The following is an 18,251-nucleotide window of genomic DNA, read 5'->3' as shown; positions in this document are numbered from 1 at the left end:
CGGCGTCTGCGATAACGGTAACACAGTCTGTTGCCAGAAGAAAAAGAAGCCCGGACCGGTGTTGCCACCGGTCCGGAAGTTTCCAGCCCTGGGAGGGGCATGGGGACCGTGAAAATCAGTAGGTGGCGCGCAGCACGAAGGTGTAGCGGCGGTCGGCATCCACCCAGTTATGCATGGTCAGCTTGCCCGGGAACCCGACCAGAACCTTGGTGCGGGAATTGGACAGGTTCGCGGCTTCGACACCGGCCTTGATATGGTCGTTGATGGTGAAGAAGACGGAGGCATCCAGCTGCCCGTAATCATCTGCCCAGGCCGGAATATTGATATTCGCGGCCGTGGTGGTGAGCAGGTAACGCTCACGCCAGTTCCAGGCCAGACGCAGGGAGAGGGGGCCTTTCTCGTACAGGCCTTGTATGTTGTAGGCCCATTTCGACATGCCCTCCAGCGGCAGGTTAGTCGAACCCTGGACATTGGCCTGCTGGTTGGCATCGAACGGGTTGACGGCGGCGTTGCGCGTGCCCTTGGACTCGATATGCGTGATGTTGGCCTGCAGGCCCAACCCGCTGAACGGGTCTGGCAGGAAATCATAGAACTGCGAATAGGCCAGCTCGAAGCCCTTGATGCTGCCCTTGCCGGCATTGTAAGGCCGGGTCGCGAAGACATCGCGGGTCACGCCGTTATTGGTGAACTTCACCGTCTGCAGCGTGTTGGTGATGAAGTCGTAGATGTCCTTGTAGAACACTACGCCCGTCAGGCTGCCGGTCGGCGCGAAATACCATTCCAGTGAGGTGTCGAACTGGTTGGAACGCAGGGGCTTCAGGTCCGGGTTACCGGCACTGCCCTTGAACTGATAGACACAGTTGGTGACATTGCCGGGGCCTGACCCGCTCTGACAGGTGCCATTGACCAGATGACCGCCATCGGCGGAGATATTGGCTGTCGCCTGCAGCTGCTGCAGGTCGGGACGCACGATGGAGCTGCCGGCGGCAAAGCGCCATTGCAGTTCGTCAGTCAGCTTCACGCGCACATTCAGGCTGGGCAGGAAGTAGTCATAGGTCCGGCCACCGTCGATTGAGGAACGCGCACCGTTCAGGAATGCCAGATCTTGTGCCGCCGCACCCGGCCCCAGATTGAGCGAGCTGGCCGACTGTACCACCGAGAAGCCCTGGCCGTTGGTTTCGGTATGGACATAGCGCAGGCCGATATTGCCATCGACATCCTTGTCCTCACCAAACAGCTTCACCTGATTGCTGAACCGGACAAGACCATAGGCAGCCCAGGTTTCCTCCGACTGGCGGTTCACGCCGCCGCCACCACCGGTCTGTGCCTCGTAGTCGCCATTGAAGGGTCGCCAGCCCGTTCCCCAATCTGGTTCCAGCTGAACCGAGCGGATGGCGGCGGCACCCTTCACATAATCCTTGGCCAGGCGGCCATCGGGTACCAGGAAGTTGCCCGGCAGCTGAATGGCGCCGCGCATGAAGTCATCATCGCCATAGCTGTAATAGGGAACCTTGGACCCTGCCTTGTCCAGGGTGGCGAGGCCCGCACCGGTCCAGTTCTGGCTGATCCAGCCCCAGTTATAGTTGCTGTCGCGGGTCACAGCCTCGCGCTTGTTATGGCGCACCCCGAACCGGGCCGACGACAGCCAGTCATCGTCAAACGTGTATTCGGTATCGAAGCGTTCGGCCCACTGGTCCGCCTGATTGCGCTGATGGTTGTCCATCGCGGCGCTGTAATAATAGTTGGCGGGGTTGTTGCGGTAGCTGTCGGCGATGGACAGCGTGACCTTAGGCAGCCCGCCCGTCAGGTCCAGCGTGGAGGCCGGCACGGCAGTGCCGCCGGGCATGGCATCGAACAGGGTGAAGTCGATGGCCTTGGTCTTCGACTTCACATATTGCACATCGCCGCTGAACGACCAGCGGTCGTTCGGGTTGAACTTGATGTTCAGCGAGGCATCTTCAGTGGTCGAATAACGACGGTTCCAGCGGGCGTCCAGCAGGTCGATATCCTGGGTCGTGCCGGTACCATCGGCCTGATTGGCGATAGTGCCCTTAATGAAATAGCCGCGATCATCATAGGTGAAGCTGGTGCCCGCCGCCGGACCGTTGGCCGATCCGGTATTCAGGCCCACCACATGTTCCAGCGCTGCCTGTTCGGCGGCAGAGCGCAGATATTGCGCTGTGATGTCCCAGCGTGCATCGGGCCGCCACTGCACCACGCCGGCCACGCCGAAACGCTCACGCTCGAAATCCAGGGTACGATAGCCCCAGCCATCGGGCACATAGACCGTCTTGCCCGGTGCCACACCGGCAATGTAGTTGCCGGGTTTATTGGTGGCATTGGGGTCGGCGCCCACACGCTCTCGATAGGCATTGACAGAGAAGGTGTCGGCGCGGGTGGAAAGTTCGGAATAGGCGAGATCCACCAGTACACCGAACTCGCCCAGCTTATTGCTTTCCCAACGGTCGGAATAAAGGACGGAGCCGGAAGGCTTCGCTTCCTTGCGCAGGTCGGTGTAGGAATAATCGACGGAACCGGCGAGGATGCGGCCCTTGGCGTCGAACGGCGTGCGGGTGCGCAGATTGACCACGCCGCCCAAGCCGCCCTCGATCAGGTCGGCGGACGGGTTTTTATAGACATCGACCCCGGCCATCAGTTCCGGCGGCACATCCTCAAACCCCAGGGCGCGGCCATTATTGGCGCCGAAACTGTCTCGGCCATTGAATTCACCACGGACCAGTGACAGACCACGGATCTGCACGCCGCTGCCTTCGATGGACAGACGGTCGGCATCGCGGCCATTGGCGGTGCGGCCGATGGTGATACCGGGAATGCGCTGCAGAACCTCGGTCACCGACCGGTCTGGCAGGGCGCCGATATCGACGGCGGTGACGCTGTCGACCAGCTGTTCGGCATTCTGCTTGATCGCCTGTGCCGACTGCACCTGCGCGCGGATGCCGGTAACAATGATTTCTTCAAGCTGACCGCCATTGTCGGCAGTCTGGGCCAGCGTCGCCTGCACCGGAAACAGCGCTGTCAATGCGATCAGCGATGCGCCTCGGCAAATACCCTTTCGGACCTTGCTCCCACTCATCTCAAAATCCCCCCTTACGGTTTTCTTTGGCTGTGACTGGCATGGTGACCGCCATGCCCCTGAATAACGTCCCCGCCTGCCGGGTCAGGGACGTGCAATGGCGGCGGGACAGATGGCATCGGACACATCCGACACGATCCTGACCGTCGCGATGGAAAGGCCGGCGGGTGCGCCCGTGGCCAGTGTGAAAGGTGTCTCAACCGCCTTCAGCTGGGCGCCCGCCTGCTTGAAACAGGACAGGCGCAGCTTCACCGACCGCCATTGCCCCACGGGCGATGCGGCCAGGGCTGGCGTCAGGTCCAAGGCGGCGCCCTGCCCGATGGCGACCCGTACGGGACCCGCCGGTGCCTGATCGACGCGGTAATCCAGCAGCAGGGCATTACCCAGGGACAGCCGGTCCAGGTCCAGTACCGGCCCGCCGGTGACGGTCAGGGCCGCATCGCCCTTGCCCGTCCAGGTTAGCGCCCGCCCCGCCCCCTGTAGCCCGCCGGCATCGACGGGGCGCAGGGACAAGGCCTCGCCCACTGCCACCGTGCTACCGTCATTGCCAACGGCCACCTGCACCGCCCCCTGCCGCAGTGTGAATTTCCAAGGCGCCGGGTTGCGGCCCCGCGCGAACCAGGTGTCGGTATTGGCCGAAGCAGGCGACACGCCCGATTGTTCGGACAAGGGTTGCGCCAGCACGGCAGCGGCCTTGGATGTGCCCGCATAATCAAGGCCATAGCCAAGCGGGAACAGCGGCGCATATCCCGCCTGCCCCTTGTTCAGCACGGCCTGCGCCGCATTGGCGGGCCAGGAGAAGGACAGACGGCCCTTAAAGTCGCGGCGCGGCTTGCCGGCCTTGTCGCCGATCAGGACATCGGCGATGGCCCCACCCTCGCTACCCGGAAGCCAGGCGGCGACAAAGGCGTCGGATGCATTGATCTCTGGATTGATCCAGAGCGGGCGGCCCGACAGGAACACGGAAATTACCGGAATGCCGCGCGCCCGCAGGCTTCTCAGCAGGGCCAGATCGGATTTGTCGCCAGGCTGATATTCCAGGGTCGGTATATCGCCCTGCCCCTCTGCATAGGGCATCTCGCCGAAGACCACGATGGCGGCATCGACCTTGTTACGGGCGGCGCCATCAACGGACAGGATGGCCTCGCCCCCCTGTGCCGACAATGTCTCCTTCAAGCCCGCATAGATCGACTGCGCATTGGGAAAGTCGCTGTTCCTGTTCCCCGTGCCCTGCCAGGACAGAGACCACCCGCCCGACTGCCGCCCAATGTCATCGGCACCGCTGCCGGCCACAAGCACCCTGGCGTTGGCTTTCAGCGGCAGGATATTGCCTTGGTTCTTCAGCAGGACCAACGATTTGGCCGCTGCCTCCCGTGCCAAGGCACGATGATCCGCGCTGCCCAGCAGTTCGCCCTTGCCCTCCAGCGGGCGGGCGGCATCAAACAGTCCAAGGCGGAATTTCACGCGCAGGATGCGGCGCACGGCATCATCCAGGCGGGCCATGGGAATGGTCCCGGCCTTGACCTGCGCCACCATGTTCTTGAACAGCGCCTTCCAGTCATAAGGCGCCATCAGCATGTCGATCCCGGCCATCACGGAAGCGACGCAATCATCCTCCTTGCAGCCCGGCACCTGGGCATGACCGTTCCAGTCGCTGATCACAAAGCCATCGAAACCCCAGCGATCCTTCAGCACGCCATTCAGCAAGGTGCCGTTGCCATGCATCTTCACCCCCTGCCAGGAGGAGAAGCTGACCATGACCGTCATGGCCCCAGCCTGAAGCGCGGGCGGATATCCTGCGGCGTGGATACGGATCAGATCATCCTCACCAACGGCAGTGTCGCCCTGGTCGATGCCGTTGGTGGTGCCGCCATCCCCCAGGAAGTGTTTAGCCGACGCGGCCACCCGCCCTTTCTGGACAGCGCTGTCAGAGCCCGCCGGTGAATAGGCGCCCTGCAGGCCCTCCACCATTGCGCCGGCATAGCGGCGCACAAGGTCCGGGTCTTCAGAATAACCTTCATAGGTGCGGCCCCAGCGGTCATCCTGCGGGACGGCCAGGGTGGGGGCGAAGGCCCAGTCGATGCCGGATGCCGCCGTTTCCAGTGCCGTCGCGGCACCGATGCGCCGGATCAGGTCGGGATCGTTGGCGGCCCCCAGACCGATATTGTGCGGGAATAGCGTGGCCCCCACGACATTGCTGTTTCCGTGGACGGCATCGATGCCGAAGATCAGGGGAATTGGTTCATGTCCTGGCCGTTGTTCCAGGGCAACGGCACGCAGCGCGCGGGCAGTATCGACCCAGGGGCCGATGCCCGACCGGTCCGGCGCATTGAACGGTGCACTGTCGCCCCCGGCCAGGACGGAGCCCAGCGGATAGTCGCGCAAATCCGACGGCTTGATCGAGGGAAGGTCGGCCTGGATCATCTGACCCACCTTTTCCTCCACGCTCATCCGCGATAGCAGAGCGGTGATCTTCGCTTCCGTCGCGGCATCGGCCAGCTTCGGTGCCTTCACCATGGGCCAGCGCATAGGATCGGCAATACCGGCCTTGCCATCAGAGCCGGGCGGCACCGAACCGGCAATGATACCGGTGGCAAAGAACATGTTTGCCGACAGGCCGCCGGCAATGCCGGCCATAAGGATGGTGCGCAGCTTCATCGAAAGCCTTCCCAGCGGGCGACAGCACGGCCTTGTTGATGGCCGTCTTCCGTGCCCGGTTTCCCCCGAATTCACATCCGTCACGATTTCGGATGTTTGTTTTATTAATTCGATGATAGCGCTATCAACGGGTATGCGCAAGGGTGTATAGATGATTTATCGGATAAATAAGCTTGGTCACACCGTGATGGCGTGAAACCAGCGCGACCGATGGGGGAAGCGACGGAATGAAGCTGACGAGACGCCAGCTCCTGGGGACGATACCGGCTGCCGGACTGGCGGCCCTGCCAGCCGAAGCCCATGGGGAATCTCTGTTCCAACCCAGTTGGGACAGTTTGGCCGCCGGATACCATACCCCTGACTGGTTCCGCGATGCCAAGCTCGGCCTGTGGGCACATTGGGGGCCGCAATGCGTGCCGGAGGCGGGCGACTGGTATGGCCGCTTCATGTATATGCAGGGCCACCGCATGTACGACCACCACCTGAAGACCTATGGTCACCCGTCAGATACGGGCTTCATGGAGATCATCGGGCGGTGGAAGGCGGAAAGATGGGACCCGCGCAACCTGATGGGTCGGTATCAGAGCGCGGGCGCCCGCTACTTTGTCGCCATGGCCCAGCATCACGACAATTTCGATAATTTCGACAGCCGCTGGCACACCTGGAATTCCACGCGGGTGGGGCCGAAGCGCGATATTGTCGGCATCTGGGAGAAGCTGGCGCGGCAGGCCGGCCTGCGCTTCGGCATTTCCAACCATGGCGCCCATGCCTGGCACTGGTTCCAGACGGCCTATGGCTATGATCCAGAGGGGCCACGGGCCGGCATCCGCTATGACGCCCACCGCCTGACCCGCGCCGACGGTAAGGGAACATGGTGGGACGGGCTGGACCCACAGGACCTATATGGTGGCCCGATGATGGTGCCGCCGGCGGGCCTTTCCACTATCAAGGCCATGGATGACTGGCATGATGCCCATACCGGCCAATGGCTGGAAACCCCGCCGCCGGGCAATCCGGCATTCGTGAAATCCTGGTACCTGCGTGCCCTGGACGCCATTGAGAAATATCGGCCCGATCTGGTCTATTTCGACAATTACGGCCTGCCCTTTGGACAGGTCGGCTTGGATGTGACTGCCCGCTATTACAACCTGTCCCGGCAATGGCATGGCGGGCGGATGGAGGTGGTGGTCAATGGTAAACGGCTGACCGATGACCGTCAGCGCAAAGCCATTGTTGAGGATCATGAACGCAGCTTCGTCGACGAAATTCGCTCCGATCCCTGGCAGACCTGTACCTGCATTGGGCAATGGCATTACGATCGGGGGCTTTACGAGCGCGACGGCTATAAATCCGTCACCCAGGTGGTGCAAAGCCTGACAGACATTGTCTCCAAGAATGGTAACCTGCTGCTCTCGGTGCCGCTGCGCGGCGATGGCAGCCTGGACGATCTGGAAATCCGCTTCCTGGATGGGTTGGCCGCCTGGACCGCCAGCAATGGCGAGGCGATTTTCGGCACACGGCCCTGGCGCCGGTTTGGTGAGGGGCCGACCCGGTTCGCCAAGGACGAAGCCAAACAGGAACCCTTCACCGCCGCCGACCTGCGCTTCACCACCAAGGCAGGGGCGCTTTACGTCCTGGCCATGGCTTGGCCCGCCGACGGACGCCTGATCGTGGCCAGCTTGGCCGGGGACAATCAGGGTGTGGTGGAGCGGGCGGAACTGCTGGGCCGCGACGGCACCCCCCTGCCCTTCCGGCAGACGGCGGCAGGGCTGGAGATAACCTTGCCTGACCGGCCCAACACGACACCCATGCTGGCCCTGCGCCTGAATGGACGGGGACTGGTGTGATGCCAAAACAACAAAGCAATCGGGAGGATATGATGAAGCAGTTGCGCGTCCTGGCACTGCCCCTGCTGCTGACCACCGCCCCTGTGGCGGCGGCCCCCATCGACCTGACCTCGCCCGACGGTAAGGTGGCGATCCGCATCGATCAGGACAATGCGGAACGGCTGACCTATGCCGTGCGCTATGGCGATGTGGCGGTGCTGTCGCCCTCAATCCTGGGCCTGGATCTCGACGGGCAGCGCAAGCCGCTGGTCGGCGGGCTGACGGTTACCGGGACCGCTAAACGCACTAGCGACAGCACCTATCGCCTTGTGGCCGGCAAAGTCTCCACGGCGCGCGACCATTTTAATGAGGTGACGGTCAGTCTGGCGGAAAAGGACGCGCCGGGCCGGAAGCTGGATGTGATCATCCGCGCCTATGATGACGGGGTGGCCCTGCGCTACCGTCTGCCGCAGCAGGCGGGCCTGACGGAAATGGCACTGCGGCAGGAACGCACCCGATTCAGCTTTGCCGGCGACTTCAACTGCTGGGGCCTCAATCTGGGCCATTTTCGCACCTCACATGAGGGGGAGTTTGACCCCATTCCTGCCGGTCACATCCGGCCCAGTCACCTGTACGACGCCCCGCTGGTCTGTCAGACAGCGGCCAATGGCCCGGCCTTCGCCATCGCGGAGGCGGACCTGAAGGACTATGCGGGCCTGTACCTGACCCGGCCCGGCGATGGCAGCCTGGGCGTGGAAAGCGTGCTGTCGCCCCGCCCGGACGAACCGAAGATCGCGGTGCGGCGGCCCATCCCAGCGGATGGTGCCCTCAGCCCCTGGCGCATCATCATGCTGGCGCGGCATCCCGGCGCGCTGAACGAATCGAACCTGATGACGACCTTGAACCCCGATCCGGCCTTTAAGGACACGAGCTGGATCAAGCCGGGCAAGGCGTCGTGGGACTGGTGGAATGGCTGGCGGGCACCGGGTGCACAGAATGACATCCAGGCCAACGATGCCACCGTCACCGCCTTCATTGATCAGGCCGCAGCGCAGGGCCTGGAGTACATGCTGGTTGATGATGGCTGGTACCTGAATTCCGGTGGCGAAGGCAGCGTGCGGCCCGGTGCCGACCTGATGACGGTCACCCCGGGCCTGAACCTGCCCGCCATGATCGAGTATGGCCGCAAGAAGGGTGTCGGCCTGTGGCTCTGGATGCATTGGGAACTATTGGAGCCGCAGATGGAGGCGGTGCTGGCCCATTACGCCCGGATGGGCATCAAGGGCATCAAGGTCGATTTCATGGACCGTGACGACCAGTGGATGGTGGATTTCTATCACCGCCTGCTGACCGTGGCCGCCAAGAACAAGCTGATGGTGGACCTGCACGGGGCTTATCACCCGACGGGCCTCATCCGCACCTATCCGCATTACCTGACGCAGGAAGGGGTACTTGGGGCGGAATATAACAAATGGTCCAGCCGCATTACGCCCACCCATAATGTCATGCTGGCCTATACCCGCCTGTTGCTGGGGCCGATGGATTACACGCCCGGCGGCTTCCGCCATGCGACGCCGGCGACGTTTGATCCGCGCTTCAAGCTGCCGATGGTGCAGACGACGCGGGCACATGGGTTGGCGCTTTATGTGGTCTATGATAGCCCGTTTGCCTGCGTGTCCGACAGCCCCGACGCCTATCAGGGCCAGGAGGGGCTGGACTTCATCCGCGCGGTTCCGACTGTGTGGGATGAGGTGCGGTTTGTGGCGGGTGAGGTGGGACAGTATATCGCCCTGGCCCGGCGCAAGGGGGATGTCTGGTATCTGGGCGTCATCAATAATGACGAGGGGCGGACGGTGGACCTGCCGCTGACCTTCCTGAGGAAGGGCGACTACCGGGCAGAGATCATCAAGGATGGCAACGATGCCGCCGCGATCACGCGCGAAAGTCGGAAGGTGACGACAGACGCTTTGATACCGGTCCGATTGTCAGGCGCGGGCGGGGCGGTAATCACCCTGCGCCCTCAGAAATGACGCCAGCCGCCGGGGCCGAGATCCGTTTCGGCCCCGTCCAGGCCCAGGATGTCAAGGCCGGGTTCGCCGTCGATCACCTTGCCGATGCGGGTAACGGCGATACCCGCATTCTGGCCGGCGGCAGCGATATCCTCTGCCTTGTCGGCAGGGGCCGTGAAGGCCACCTCGTAATCATCCCCGCCCGTGAGGATGGTGCGGCGCAGGGTGGGCGCACCCACCAGCAGGCGCAGGGCCGGACCCGAAAGAGGCACCGACTGCACATCCAGGACCAAGCGCACCTTGCTGGTCAGTGCCATGTGCCGCAGGTCGGCAACCAGCCCGTCGGAGATATCCAGGGCCGCCGTGCCGAACACGCGCAATGAGGCCACAAGGTCCAGACGCGGGGCGGGACGGCGCAGGCGGGACAGGAGATAGGCGCGGTCTGCCTCCGGTACCGGCTGCGTCAGCGCACCCTGCGCCAGCTTCAAGCCTAAGGCCGCATCGCCGATGGAACCGGTGACGAACAAGGCGTCACCCAGCTTCGCCCCTTTGCGCCGGATCATGCGGTTGCGCGGCACCAACCCCAGAGCCGTGATGGTCAGGGACAAGGGACCGGAGGTGGAGACGGTGTCACCGCCCAGCAGATTGACCTTGAACGCGCGCTGCGCCTCCCCCAACCCCTTGGCGAAGGCTTCCACCCAGTCATCGCCGATGCTTTTGGGCAGGCTGGTGACTAGGGAATAGGCCAGGGGCTCGGCCCCTTTTGCCGCCAGATCCGACATATTGACGGCCAGGATCTTCCAGGCCAGGTCGGCGGGATTGTCGTTGGGCAGGAAATGCACGCCGCTGACCATAGCATCGGTGGTCACCACCAGTTGCTGATCATGCGGCACGTCCAGGACGGCGGCATCGTCGGTCAGGTCGAAGGCACCGGGCACGCCCACGGCCAGGGGCCGGAAGAAGCGTTCGATCCGGCCAAATTCGCCCAAGCTGACGGCGCCGCCCTGACTGGTCACGACGCGTCGCCCTTGCCCGCCGGCTTGGCGTTCATTTCGGCGGCGCGCAGCGTGCGGGCCAGCTTGTCCAGAACGCCATTGACCATGCCTGGCTCGCGACCCGCGAAGAAGGCATGGGCCACGTCGATATAGTCATTGATGATGATGTGCGGGGCGACCGCCGTATTGGCCAGCAGTTCCCAGGACCCGGCCCGCAGGATGGCGCGCAGCAGCAGTTCCATCCGCTCCAGCGACCATTGACGGTCCAGCAGCCCGCCCAGATGCTGATCCACCTCCGCCAGACGGCCCTGCACCCCGCGCACGATATCGGCGAACAGGGTGGGGTCGGCGGTCACAAACTCCTCCCCATCCTGTTCCTGGCCGATGCGGTGACGCGCAAATTCATGGATCACCGTGTCGCTGGACGCCCCGGCCAGATCAATCTGGTACAGGCCCTGGACGGCAGCCAAACGCGCCGCCGAGCGGCGGGCCTTGGCGGACCCGGTGGGCTTGATCTTGGGGGCCGGTTCAGTGGCGGCCGGCGGGGTGATCTTCTTGCGCGGGGGCATATTTAAACCTGGAAACTCAGCGTGAATAGAGACGGAACTGCTTCTTCAGCTCGATCATCTGAAGGCAGGCATTGGCGGCGAAACCGCCCTTGTTCTTCTGATTAACGGCAGCGCGGGCCCAGGCCTGCTCATAATTCTCGGTCGTGAGAATGCCGTTGCCGATGGCCAGCGTATGGTTCAGCGACAGTTGAGCCAGGCCATGGGCGCTTTCCTGGCAGACATAGTCGTAATGCGTCGTCTCGCCCCGGATCACGCAGCCCAGCGCCACATAACCGTCAAAACGGCGGCGACCGGAATAGAAATCCATGGAGCGGACAGAGAACTGGATGGCGGCGGGGATTTCCAGGGCGCCGGGCACCTGAAAAATTTCATAGGTCGCGCCCACCGCATCCAGGGCTGCGACGGCGCCCTTGACCAGTTCGTCCGCGAGGTCGTCGTAAAAACGGGCCTCAACGATCATGATATGGGGCGCGTCAGCCATGGGGGCCATCCAGTCCGTCATGTTGAAAGATCAGAAGGGGGTGGGTATGGCCCTTTGACCGACAATGGTCAAGCCATAGCCTTCGAGGCCCACCACCGTCTTTTTGGTATTGCTCAGCAGCACCATCTTCTTCACGCCCAGGTCGTTCAGGATCTGGGCGCCGATGCCGTAATCGCGCAGCTCGCCATTCAAGTCGGCATTGCCGTCATCAATGGCGCGCAGCCGGTCAGCCAGCGAGAAGGGCTGGGCGTCGCGCATCAGGACGATGACGCCGCGCCCTTCATCGCCCACGGCCTTCATGGCGGCTTCCAGGCTACCCACCGGGCCATGGCGGCTGTCGGCCAACAGGTCCTTGACGATGTTCAGCGAATGCATGCGGACCGGCACCGGCACATCATCATGGATGTCGCCCTTGACCAGCGCGATATGCTCCGCACCCGAAATACGGTTGCGATAGACGATCATTTCGAACCGACCGCCATGGTGGCTGTCCAAAACAGTGCGGTAGGAGCGTTCGACGATGGTTTCGGTGCGGCGGCGATAGGCGATCAGGTCGGCGATGGTGCCGATCTTCAGCCCGTGCAGCTGCGCGAACTTCACCAGATCCGGCATGCGGGCCATGGTGCCGTCATCATTCATGATCTCGCAGATCACGCCGGCAGCAGGCAGACCGGCCAGACGCGACAGGTCCACCGACGCTTCAGTATGGCCGGCACGAACCAGGGTGCCACCGTCACGCGCCAGCAGTGGGAAGACGTGACCGGGGGTCACGATATCGCGGCTGTCGACATTCTCATCGATGGCGACCTGAATGGTCCGGGCGCGGTCAGCGGCGGAGATGCCGGTGGTCACGCCGGTCCGCGCCTCAATCGACACGGTAAAGGCCGTCTGGTGACGGGTGCCATTCTGCTGCGCCATCAAGGGCAGACGCAGGCGTTCATTCATCGGGCTGTCAATGGCCAGACAGATCAGGCCGCGCCCGAAGCGCGCCATGAAATTGATGGCCTCCGGCGTGGCGGCAGAAGCGGGGATCACCAGATCGCCTTCATTCTCCCGGTCCTCATCATCGACCAGGATGAACATCCGGCCCTGGCGGGCCTCTTCGATCAGTTCCTCGGTGCTGGACAGCACGGGACGGTCGTCCTCGGTCAGACGGGTTTCGATGGCCGACATGGATTAAGCGTCCTTCCCCACCAGCCGCGCGACGTAACGCGCCAGCATATCCACTTCCAGATTGATCTTTGCCCCCGGCCCGATCAGGCCGAAGGTCGTCTGTTCCGCCGTGTGCGGGATGATGTTGACGCCGAAGACGTCGTCATCGACCTCGTTCACGGTCAGCGACACGCCGTTCAGTGCGACCGACCCCTTGGCCGCGATGAACCGCTTCAGGGTCTGCGGCACGCGGAAGCGCCAGCGGTGGCTGTCGCCGTCGGGCGTCACGGACACCACCTCCCCCACGCCATCGACATGGCCATAGACCAGATGCCCGCCCAGCTCATCCCCCAGTTTCAAGGAACGTTCCAGGTTGAGCGGCGTGCCGACAACCCAGTCGCCAACGGTCGTCTTCGCAATGGTTTCGGCGGACACATCCACCTTATAGGCGTCGGCCAGCTTCTCCACGACGGTCAGGCAGACCCCGTTGGATGCAATGGACGCGCCCATGGCAACGCTGTTCAGGTCGAACCGCGTTTGGATGGTCAGTCTCAGGTCGCCACGGCGCTCGATCTCCACGACGCGGCCGACATCGGTGATGATTCCGGTAAACATGGGCCATAACCTAGGGCTTACCGCGCATTTGTGCGAGGGGGCGATAGATGCGCGGGGCGCATGGCGGGATGGGGTTAATGGGATGCTGACGCAGGCCGGTAGCCTGCATCCTTATGGCATGTGGCCGCCACCATCGCCCCTTTCCGCATCTGCTGCGGAAAGGGGCACAACAAGGAATATGCTCAGGCGACCTGACTTTCCATCAACGCGGCTGCCACCAGCTCATGGCGGTGTTCCTCCAGGTATCCGGCAACGGCGCGATAGATCGCCAGACCCATTCCCTCCACGAATCGTTCGCCGGGCGTGCGATGGGCCGTGCTGCCCTCCACTTCCAGGGTCGCGATCATCTGACGGTAATCGCTGATCCGGTCACCAATGATCCGGTCCAGATGACGTGGCGGCAGCAGGTGACCGAAGCTGAGGATAAACATCAGGTCGGAACGCAGCTTGTCCGCAGACGGCGTCTTGATCAGCGACTGATAAAGCGCATGCCGCCCTGCGGGCGTAATGCGGTACAGTTTCTTGTCGGGCCGGCCATCACCATTATGCGGCAGCATCACAATCTGACCATCATCCAGCAGCCGTTTCAGCGCTGGATAAATGGATCCGAAGCCCGCATCACTGAAATGGCTCAGCGGACCTTCTTCGAATTCCTTGCGAATTTCATAGCCGGAAGCATCGCCACGGCTCAACACACCGAGGCACAAGGTCTTTACATCAATCATCACACACCTGTCTGACAGTGCCGGCACGATAAAGCCTGCCTGACCATAGTCAAGTGATGCATCGGATTGATATATAACATTCCGTTAATCATGTTTGCAGCCGGATCAGGTTAACCGCCATATGAACGTGGAACCGCCCCTGCTCATCCGTCGCCGTGGCGAAATCAGCGGCGATATGGGCATACAGGGCAGCGCGCTGATCGGGCGGCGTCGGTGCGACAAGGGGGCTGAACGCCATCTCCAATGTCGGCAGCCAGAAGGGATGGTCTGCCTTGGCCGGATTGTTCAGTATCAATGTCTCTGCCCGGACATGGCGGAAACCGGCGTTTTCAGCCTGCCGCAGCAGGTTTCCGGGGTCGGCGAAGCGGAAAAGCGGGGAAAGCAAAGCGTCTACCCTGTCCCCATATTCGCGGGAGAGCAGGCGCCCCAGGCGGTCGAACAGGCTGTTCCCGGCCCGTGGCCCCCAGACCGCCAGGACGGCAACCCCGTTGGAGCGCAGGACCCGGCGCATTTCCGCGAGGGCCAATTCATATTCAGGCACGAACATTAGACCGAACCGGCACAGAACCCGGTCGAATCCAGCATCGGCAAAGGGCAGAATGGTCATGTCGGCGGCAACAGGATGGGGCGGATGCGGATGCCCCCTAGCCCGCCGCCCGAGTCCCGACAGCATGGCGGGAACCAGATCGCAGGCCACGACCAGACCATCGGCACCGATCCGGTGTGCCTGGGTCAGGGATGGTTCTCCCACGCCGGCGGCGATATCCAATACCCGAGAGCCCGCCGGGGCACCGGCAAGGTCGAGAAGCGGCTGGTTAATCCGATCAGCGGGATTGGCCATGCCATCGGCCCAATGATCCCAAGCATTGGCGCTTTGCGTCCAGCGCTGACTTTCAACTATCGCGACAGTCCGGTTCATGCTGGCCTTCCGCAAACGTATTCATTGCTTGTTTAATGTTTTGTTTACGCCGATCAATTTTACTGGAAACTGACCTTTCCGCACAGGGTAGCATGGTTACCAACGCATGGATGATCATGTTAACCCTATATAAATATCAACCGATTTAAATGCCGACACTCTGGAAAAGGCTGAACTTATGCTTTCGGTGATACTCTCTGTGCTTGCATTCGCCGCCGGGATGACGATAGCTGTAACGGCACGCCCCGCACGGGGCGGTCTTGCGCGGAACGTCTGACCCGATGTCGAAACCACCTTCCAGCGGCAAATATTATCGGTTCGACGGTCTGTCCGTGCTGATCGCGGACGATAACCGCTTTGTGCGCTCCATCATGGTCACGATCTTCAAGGCGTTGGGGATCGGCAAGGTTCTGCAGGCGGATAATGGCGAGGAGGCAATGGCCATCCTTGATGTTTCCGCCCAGATGGACAGCACCGCAGGCCGCGATGTGGACATTATTTTCGCCGACCACCTGATGGAACCGATGGATGGGATCGGTTTGCTGAAATGGGTGCGCGAACATGAAAGCGACAAGATCCGTTTCCTGCCCTTCGTGATGATGAGTGGTGAGGCCGATGAGGCGGCGGTGCGTCTGGCCCGCGACAGCGGCGTGACGGAATATCTGGCCAAGCCCATGTCTGTCATCAATGTAGCCAGCCGTCTTCTGGCCATCATCGACAAGCCGCGATCCTTCGTGCGGGCGCCGAATTATTTCGGACCTGACCGCCGGCGCCAGACGTTGCCCCATGATGGTGCCGACCGCCGCCTTATGAGCCCCGAAGATGTGCGGGTTGTTGACGAAGGCGCTCACATGGTTATCGACAGCCAGGGTGGTTCTGTGGAGAATCCCTCTGAGAATGTTGATGGAGGGGCTGAGGTTCCGGCGGAAGCCGAGGCCCAGCGGGCAAGCGCATGAATGACAATCTGAAGCCTGACGCACGCGTACCGGCGGTCGAGATCATCAAGCGGCCGAACAAGCTGCGCGAGAAGGTGGGCGGCTCTGCCGATGGAAAGCCGGGTATGATCGACCCAGCTGCCCTTGCACGCGCCAGCACCCACGTCGCCCGCATGTCCGATGCCCATATCGCCCAAACACGCGTCGATCTCACGGAATTGCAGGACGCCTATCGCCGCGCCATGACCGACGTGGATAACCGCCCCACCCATCTGAAGCGGGTTATCAAGGTCAGCGACGGCATCATGACGTTGGGTAAGACCTTCGGTTATGATCTTCTGTCCGATTTCGCCAACTCACTGAACCATTTCCTGGTACCCATCCCCAACCCAAGCGTGGCGCAGTTGGCCGTTGTCGGCCTGCATATCGACGCCATGCATGTTCTGGTGCGTGACGATATCAAGGGTGATGGCGGCCAGATCGGACAAGCCCTTGCCGTGTCTTTGAACATGGCCCGCGCCAAGCTGGGTGCAAAGCGGGGCGCGTGACATAAACGCCGCCCGATGGGTTTTCTGGCACATTGTTACGGAATTCGGTTATTTTACGCGCCGCCTCCCCGAACGGAGTATGGTTTTTGACTAGTCACAGGCTCGGTTCGTGATAAAAGGCGGTCGTTATTGCCGGTGAAGTTTCACGCACGCGGGCGCATGGGACCAATGGAGATGGCATTGCGGCAACCCTATTATGACAGCATCCTGCTTATCGAGCGGCTGCATCGCCATTTCCTGGAAGTGCTGAAGATCGAGCTGGACCGTCTTGGCATGCAGGACATCAACAATGTCCAAAGTCTGATCCTGTATAATATCGGTGATGATGAGCTGACCGTCGGTGAATTGACGGCTCGGGGCTATTATCTTGGCTCCAACGTTTCTTACAACGTCAAGAAGATGCATGAGAACGGCTACCTGACGCAGGAACGTTCCACGCATGACCGTCGCTCCGTCCGTGTCCGCCTATCCGACAAGGGGCTGAAGCTGCGCGACCGGATTTCGGAACTTTTCTCCCGCCAGGTCGATGCGCTGGACAAGTCCGGGCTGTCAGCGGAGGAACTGACGCGCGCAAACGAGACGATGCGTACGCTAGAGCGGTTCTGGACCTCCTCCCTGTCCTACGGCGCCTATGCGTCGTCGGGGCCGCTCTGACCGCAGGGCGCCTGCCATGCCGCGGCCGCCTTTGAACGAAAAGGATGTGCTGATCGAATTCCATCCGGTCGGCAACATCGTGCGGGTCAGCGCCATCGACCCGGCCACCAATACCGAGATCATCATTCAGGGGCCGGCCAGTGCCGGTAAGACCGTTCTAGCGCGCAACGCCCTGGCGAAATTGAATTACGTGTTGCGCAAGGGCCAGTCCTGAGACCAAAAAGGCCGCGCGGGAAGTGTCCCGCGCGGCCTTTTCTTATGCAAGCCCCCGCAGGTCAGGCCCGGCGGCGGGAAGCGCTGCGCGTATCGCCCCGGCCCAGACCGATCTTCTTGGCGAATTCAGACCGCTGTGCCGCATAATTGGGCGCAACCATGGGGTAATCAGGCGGCAGGCCCCACTTGGCACGGTATTCTTCCGGGGTCATGTCGTAGGTTGAACGCAGATGCCGCTTCAGCATCTTCAGTTTCTTCCCGTCCTCCAGGCAGACGATGTATTCCGGCGTCACCGACTTCTTGATCGGCACAGCAGGACGCATCGGCTCCTGTTGTACTTCAGCAGGAACGCCCTGCAGCCCCGTCAAGGTTACATAGACGGAGTTGATGACTTCCGGCAATTGCTGCGTCGGCAGTGTATTCTGGCCGACATAGGCGGATACGATCTCCGCCGTCATGCGCAGCAGATCCCCCGTCAACACCTCATTCCCTTGCTGTTCCATTGCACCCAACATTCCTGAACGGTTAATCAACTATGAACCGACGCTTCGCATGGGTGCGTCCGCATGTCAACACGGAACCGTTGAAAACGAGGAAGTTTTTTACTTGGATTGCTATTATCATATCAGTCTATGGTTGACGAAACATCAAAAGCCACTGATTTCGCTTTTTGTATCGATGCTGCGGCCAATGGATATTAGTCTGATTGGACGATTCTTGTGAACAATGGATTTTTCAGTAATTTTCAAGATTTATCAAATTATCTTCATTCATCGCGAAAGCGTTGGAAAACCACAGGGTAAGCTGGCCCCACAAGATTTGCCGACGCTCTGTTTCAATTATTTCTATTGTGCCATT

At 61.7% G+C, this 18,251-nt stretch carries 16 protein-coding genes; 6 read left to right on the top strand and 10 right to left on the bottom strand.

Annotated features, from left to right (window positions below; all coding sequences use genetic code 11):
- Window positions 1-115 precede the first annotated feature (115 nt).
- Together C0V82_RS23630 and C0V82_RS23625 are read right to left on the bottom strand one after the other, a co-directional pair.
- On the bottom strand, window positions 116-3,094 hold the full coding sequence (locus C0V82_RS23630) for a TonB-dependent receptor (protein WP_102114872.1): 2,979 nt from the start codon (window positions 3,092-3,094) through the stop codon (window positions 116-118).
- Between the two features lie 84 nt (window positions 3,095-3,178).
- Complete coding sequence (locus C0V82_RS23625; protein WP_102114871.1) at window positions 3,179-5,752, bottom strand: glycoside hydrolase family 3 protein; 2,574 nt, start codon at window positions 5,750-5,752, stop codon at window positions 3,179-3,181.
- A gap of 227 nt (window positions 5,753-5,979) precedes the next feature.
- Here C0V82_RS23625 and C0V82_RS23620 point away from each other — a divergent pair, with 227 nt between their 5' ends.
- Together C0V82_RS23620 and C0V82_RS23615 are read left to right on the top strand one after the other, a co-directional pair.
- On the top strand, window positions 5,980-7,599 hold the full coding sequence (locus C0V82_RS23620) for an alpha-L-fucosidase (RefSeq protein ID WP_102114870.1): 1,620 nt from the start codon (window positions 5,980-5,982) through the stop codon (window positions 7,597-7,599).
- A 32-nt stretch (window positions 7,600-7,631) separates the two neighbouring features.
- The gene (locus C0V82_RS23615) at window positions 7,632-9,608 is read left to right on the top strand and encodes a glycoside hydrolase family 97 protein (RefSeq protein ID WP_425438289.1); all 1,977 of its coding nucleotides are present in this window, start codon (window positions 7,632-7,634) and stop codon (window positions 9,606-9,608) included.
- Here the strand turns inward: C0V82_RS23615 and thiL are convergent.
- The 7 genes from thiL to C0V82_RS23580 form a co-directional block, all read right to left on the bottom strand.
- Window positions 9,599-10,603 carry a thiamine-phosphate kinase gene (gene thiL, locus C0V82_RS23610; protein ID WP_102114868.1) on the bottom strand — a complete coding sequence of 335 codons (1,005 nt, stop codon included), beginning with the start codon at window positions 10,601-10,603 and terminating at the stop codon, window positions 9,599-9,601. The genes C0V82_RS23615 and thiL overlap by 10 nt on opposite strands.
- Window positions 10,600-11,151, bottom strand: a complete 552-nt coding sequence (gene nusB, locus C0V82_RS23605; protein WP_054168181.1) for a transcription antitermination factor NusB — start codon at window positions 11,149-11,151, stop codon at window positions 10,600-10,602. The genes thiL and nusB overlap by 4 nt, the downstream gene beginning before the upstream one ends.
- A 16-nt stretch (window positions 11,152-11,167) precedes the next feature.
- Window positions 11,168-11,632, bottom strand: a complete 465-nt coding sequence (locus C0V82_RS23600; protein WP_054168221.1) for a 6,7-dimethyl-8-ribityllumazine synthase — start codon at window positions 11,630-11,632, stop codon at window positions 11,168-11,170.
- A gap of 30 nt (window positions 11,633-11,662) precedes the next feature.
- Entirely contained in the window at window positions 11,663-12,805 is a 1,143-nt protein-coding gene (gene ribB, locus C0V82_RS23595) for a 3,4-dihydroxy-2-butanone-4-phosphate synthase (protein WP_102114867.1), read from the bottom strand.
- A 3-nt stretch (window positions 12,806-12,808) separates the two neighbouring features.
- On the bottom strand, window positions 12,809-13,399 hold the full coding sequence (locus C0V82_RS23590) for a riboflavin synthase (protein ID WP_102114866.1): 591 nt from the start codon (window positions 13,397-13,399) through the stop codon (window positions 12,809-12,811).
- 182 nt (window positions 13,400-13,581) lie between these two features.
- On the bottom strand, window positions 13,582-14,124 hold the full coding sequence (locus C0V82_RS23585; protein WP_102114865.1) for a PadR family transcriptional regulator: 543 nt from the start codon (window positions 14,122-14,124) through the stop codon (window positions 13,582-13,584).
- Between the two features lie 88 nt (window positions 14,125-14,212).
- Window positions 14,213-15,043 (bottom strand): class I SAM-dependent methyltransferase, encoded by an 831-nt coding sequence (locus C0V82_RS23580; protein ID WP_102114864.1) that lies wholly within the window; start codon window positions 15,041-15,043, stop codon window positions 14,213-14,215.
- A 281-nt stretch (window positions 15,044-15,324) separates the two neighbouring features.
- Between C0V82_RS23580 and C0V82_RS23575 the strand changes: the two genes are divergently transcribed.
- The 4 genes from C0V82_RS23575 (at window position 15,325) to C0V82_RS23560 (ending at window position 17,394) form a co-directional block, all read left to right on the top strand.
- Complete coding sequence (locus tag C0V82_RS23575; protein WP_102114863.1) at window positions 15,325-15,999, top strand: response regulator; 675 nt, start codon at window positions 15,325-15,327, stop codon at window positions 15,997-15,999.
- Window positions 15,996-16,526: a hypothetical protein gene (locus C0V82_RS23570; RefSeq protein WP_054168186.1), complete on the top strand. Its 531-nt coding sequence runs from the start codon at window positions 15,996-15,998 to the stop codon at window positions 16,524-16,526. Before C0V82_RS23575 ends, C0V82_RS23570 begins: the two co-directional genes overlap by 4 nt.
- A 180-nt stretch (window positions 16,527-16,706) precedes the next feature.
- Window positions 16,707-17,180: a MarR family winged helix-turn-helix transcriptional regulator gene (locus tag C0V82_RS23565; RefSeq protein ID WP_054168223.1), complete on the top strand. Its 474-nt coding sequence runs from the start codon at window positions 16,707-16,709 to the stop codon at window positions 17,178-17,180.
- 16 nt (window positions 17,181-17,196) lie between these two features.
- The gene (locus C0V82_RS23560) at window positions 17,197-17,394 is read left to right on the top strand and encodes a DUF6898 family protein (protein WP_102114862.1); all 198 of its coding nucleotides are present in this window, start codon (window positions 17,197-17,199) and stop codon (window positions 17,392-17,394) included.
- A gap of 61 nt (window positions 17,395-17,455) precedes the next feature.
- Here C0V82_RS23560 and C0V82_RS23555 read toward each other — a convergent pair whose 3' ends face one another.
- Entirely contained in the window at window positions 17,456-17,896 is a 441-nt protein-coding gene (locus C0V82_RS23555; RefSeq protein WP_102114861.1) for a Ros/MucR family transcriptional regulator, read from the bottom strand.
- Between the last annotated feature and the right edge of the window lie 355 nt (window positions 17,897-18,251).

The sequence above is a fragment of the Niveispirillum cyanobacteriorum genome (genome assembly GCF_002868735.1).
In the GTDB taxonomy this organism is placed as follows: domain Bacteria; phylum Pseudomonadota; class Alphaproteobacteria; order Azospirillales; family Azospirillaceae; genus Niveispirillum; species Niveispirillum cyanobacteriorum.
Note: the sequence above shows the minus strand (reverse complement) of the source record. Positions and strands in the feature narration are given on the sequence as shown.

Excerpts from the sequence above, each read along its gene's own strand:
- C0V82_RS23630 (WP_102114872.1), bottom strand. The coding sequence starts at position 3,094 with ATGAGTGGGAGCAAGGTCCGAAAGGGTATTTGCCGAGGCGCATCGCTG.
- C0V82_RS23625 (WP_102114871.1), bottom strand. The coding sequence starts at position 5,752 with ATGAAGCTGCGCACCATCCTTATGGCCGGCATTGCCGGCGGCCTGTCG.
- C0V82_RS23620 (WP_102114870.1), top strand. The coding sequence starts at position 5,980 with ATGAAGCTGACGAGACGCCAGCTCCTGGGGACGATACCGGCTGCCGGA.
- C0V82_RS23615 (WP_425438289.1), top strand. The coding sequence starts at position 7,632 with ATGAAGCAGTTGCGCGTCCTGGCACTGCCCCTGCTGCTGACCACCGCC.
- nusB (WP_054168181.1), bottom strand. The coding sequence starts at position 11,151 with ATGCCCCCGCGCAAGAAGATCACCCCGCCGGCCGCCACTGAACCGGCC.
- C0V82_RS23600 (WP_054168221.1), bottom strand. The coding sequence starts at position 11,632 with ATGGCTGACGCGCCCCATATCATGATCGTTGAGGCCCGTTTTTACGAC.
- ribB (WP_102114867.1), bottom strand. The coding sequence starts at position 12,805 with ATGTCGGCCATCGAAACCCGTCTGACCGAGGACGACCGTCCCGTGCTG.
- C0V82_RS23590 (WP_102114866.1), bottom strand. The coding sequence starts at position 13,399 with ATGTTTACCGGAATCATCACCGATGTCGGCCGCGTCGTGGAGATCGAG.
- C0V82_RS23585 (WP_102114865.1), bottom strand. The coding sequence starts at position 14,124 with ATGATTGATGTAAAGACCTTGTGCCTCGGTGTGTTGAGCCGTGGCGAT.
- C0V82_RS23580 (WP_102114864.1), bottom strand. The coding sequence starts at position 15,043 with ATGAACCGGACTGTCGCGATAGTTGAAAGTCAGCGCTGGACGCAAAGC.
- C0V82_RS23575 (WP_102114863.1), top strand. The coding sequence starts at position 15,325 with ATGTCGAAACCACCTTCCAGCGGCAAATATTATCGGTTCGACGGTCTG.
- C0V82_RS23570 (WP_054168186.1), top strand. The coding sequence starts at position 15,996 with ATGAATGACAATCTGAAGCCTGACGCACGCGTACCGGCGGTCGAGATC.
- C0V82_RS23560 (WP_102114862.1), top strand. The coding sequence starts at position 17,197 with ATGCCGCGGCCGCCTTTGAACGAAAAGGATGTGCTGATCGAATTCCAT.
- C0V82_RS23555 (WP_102114861.1), bottom strand. The coding sequence starts at position 17,896 with ATGGAACAGCAAGGGAATGAGGTGTTGACGGGGGATCTGCTGCGCATG.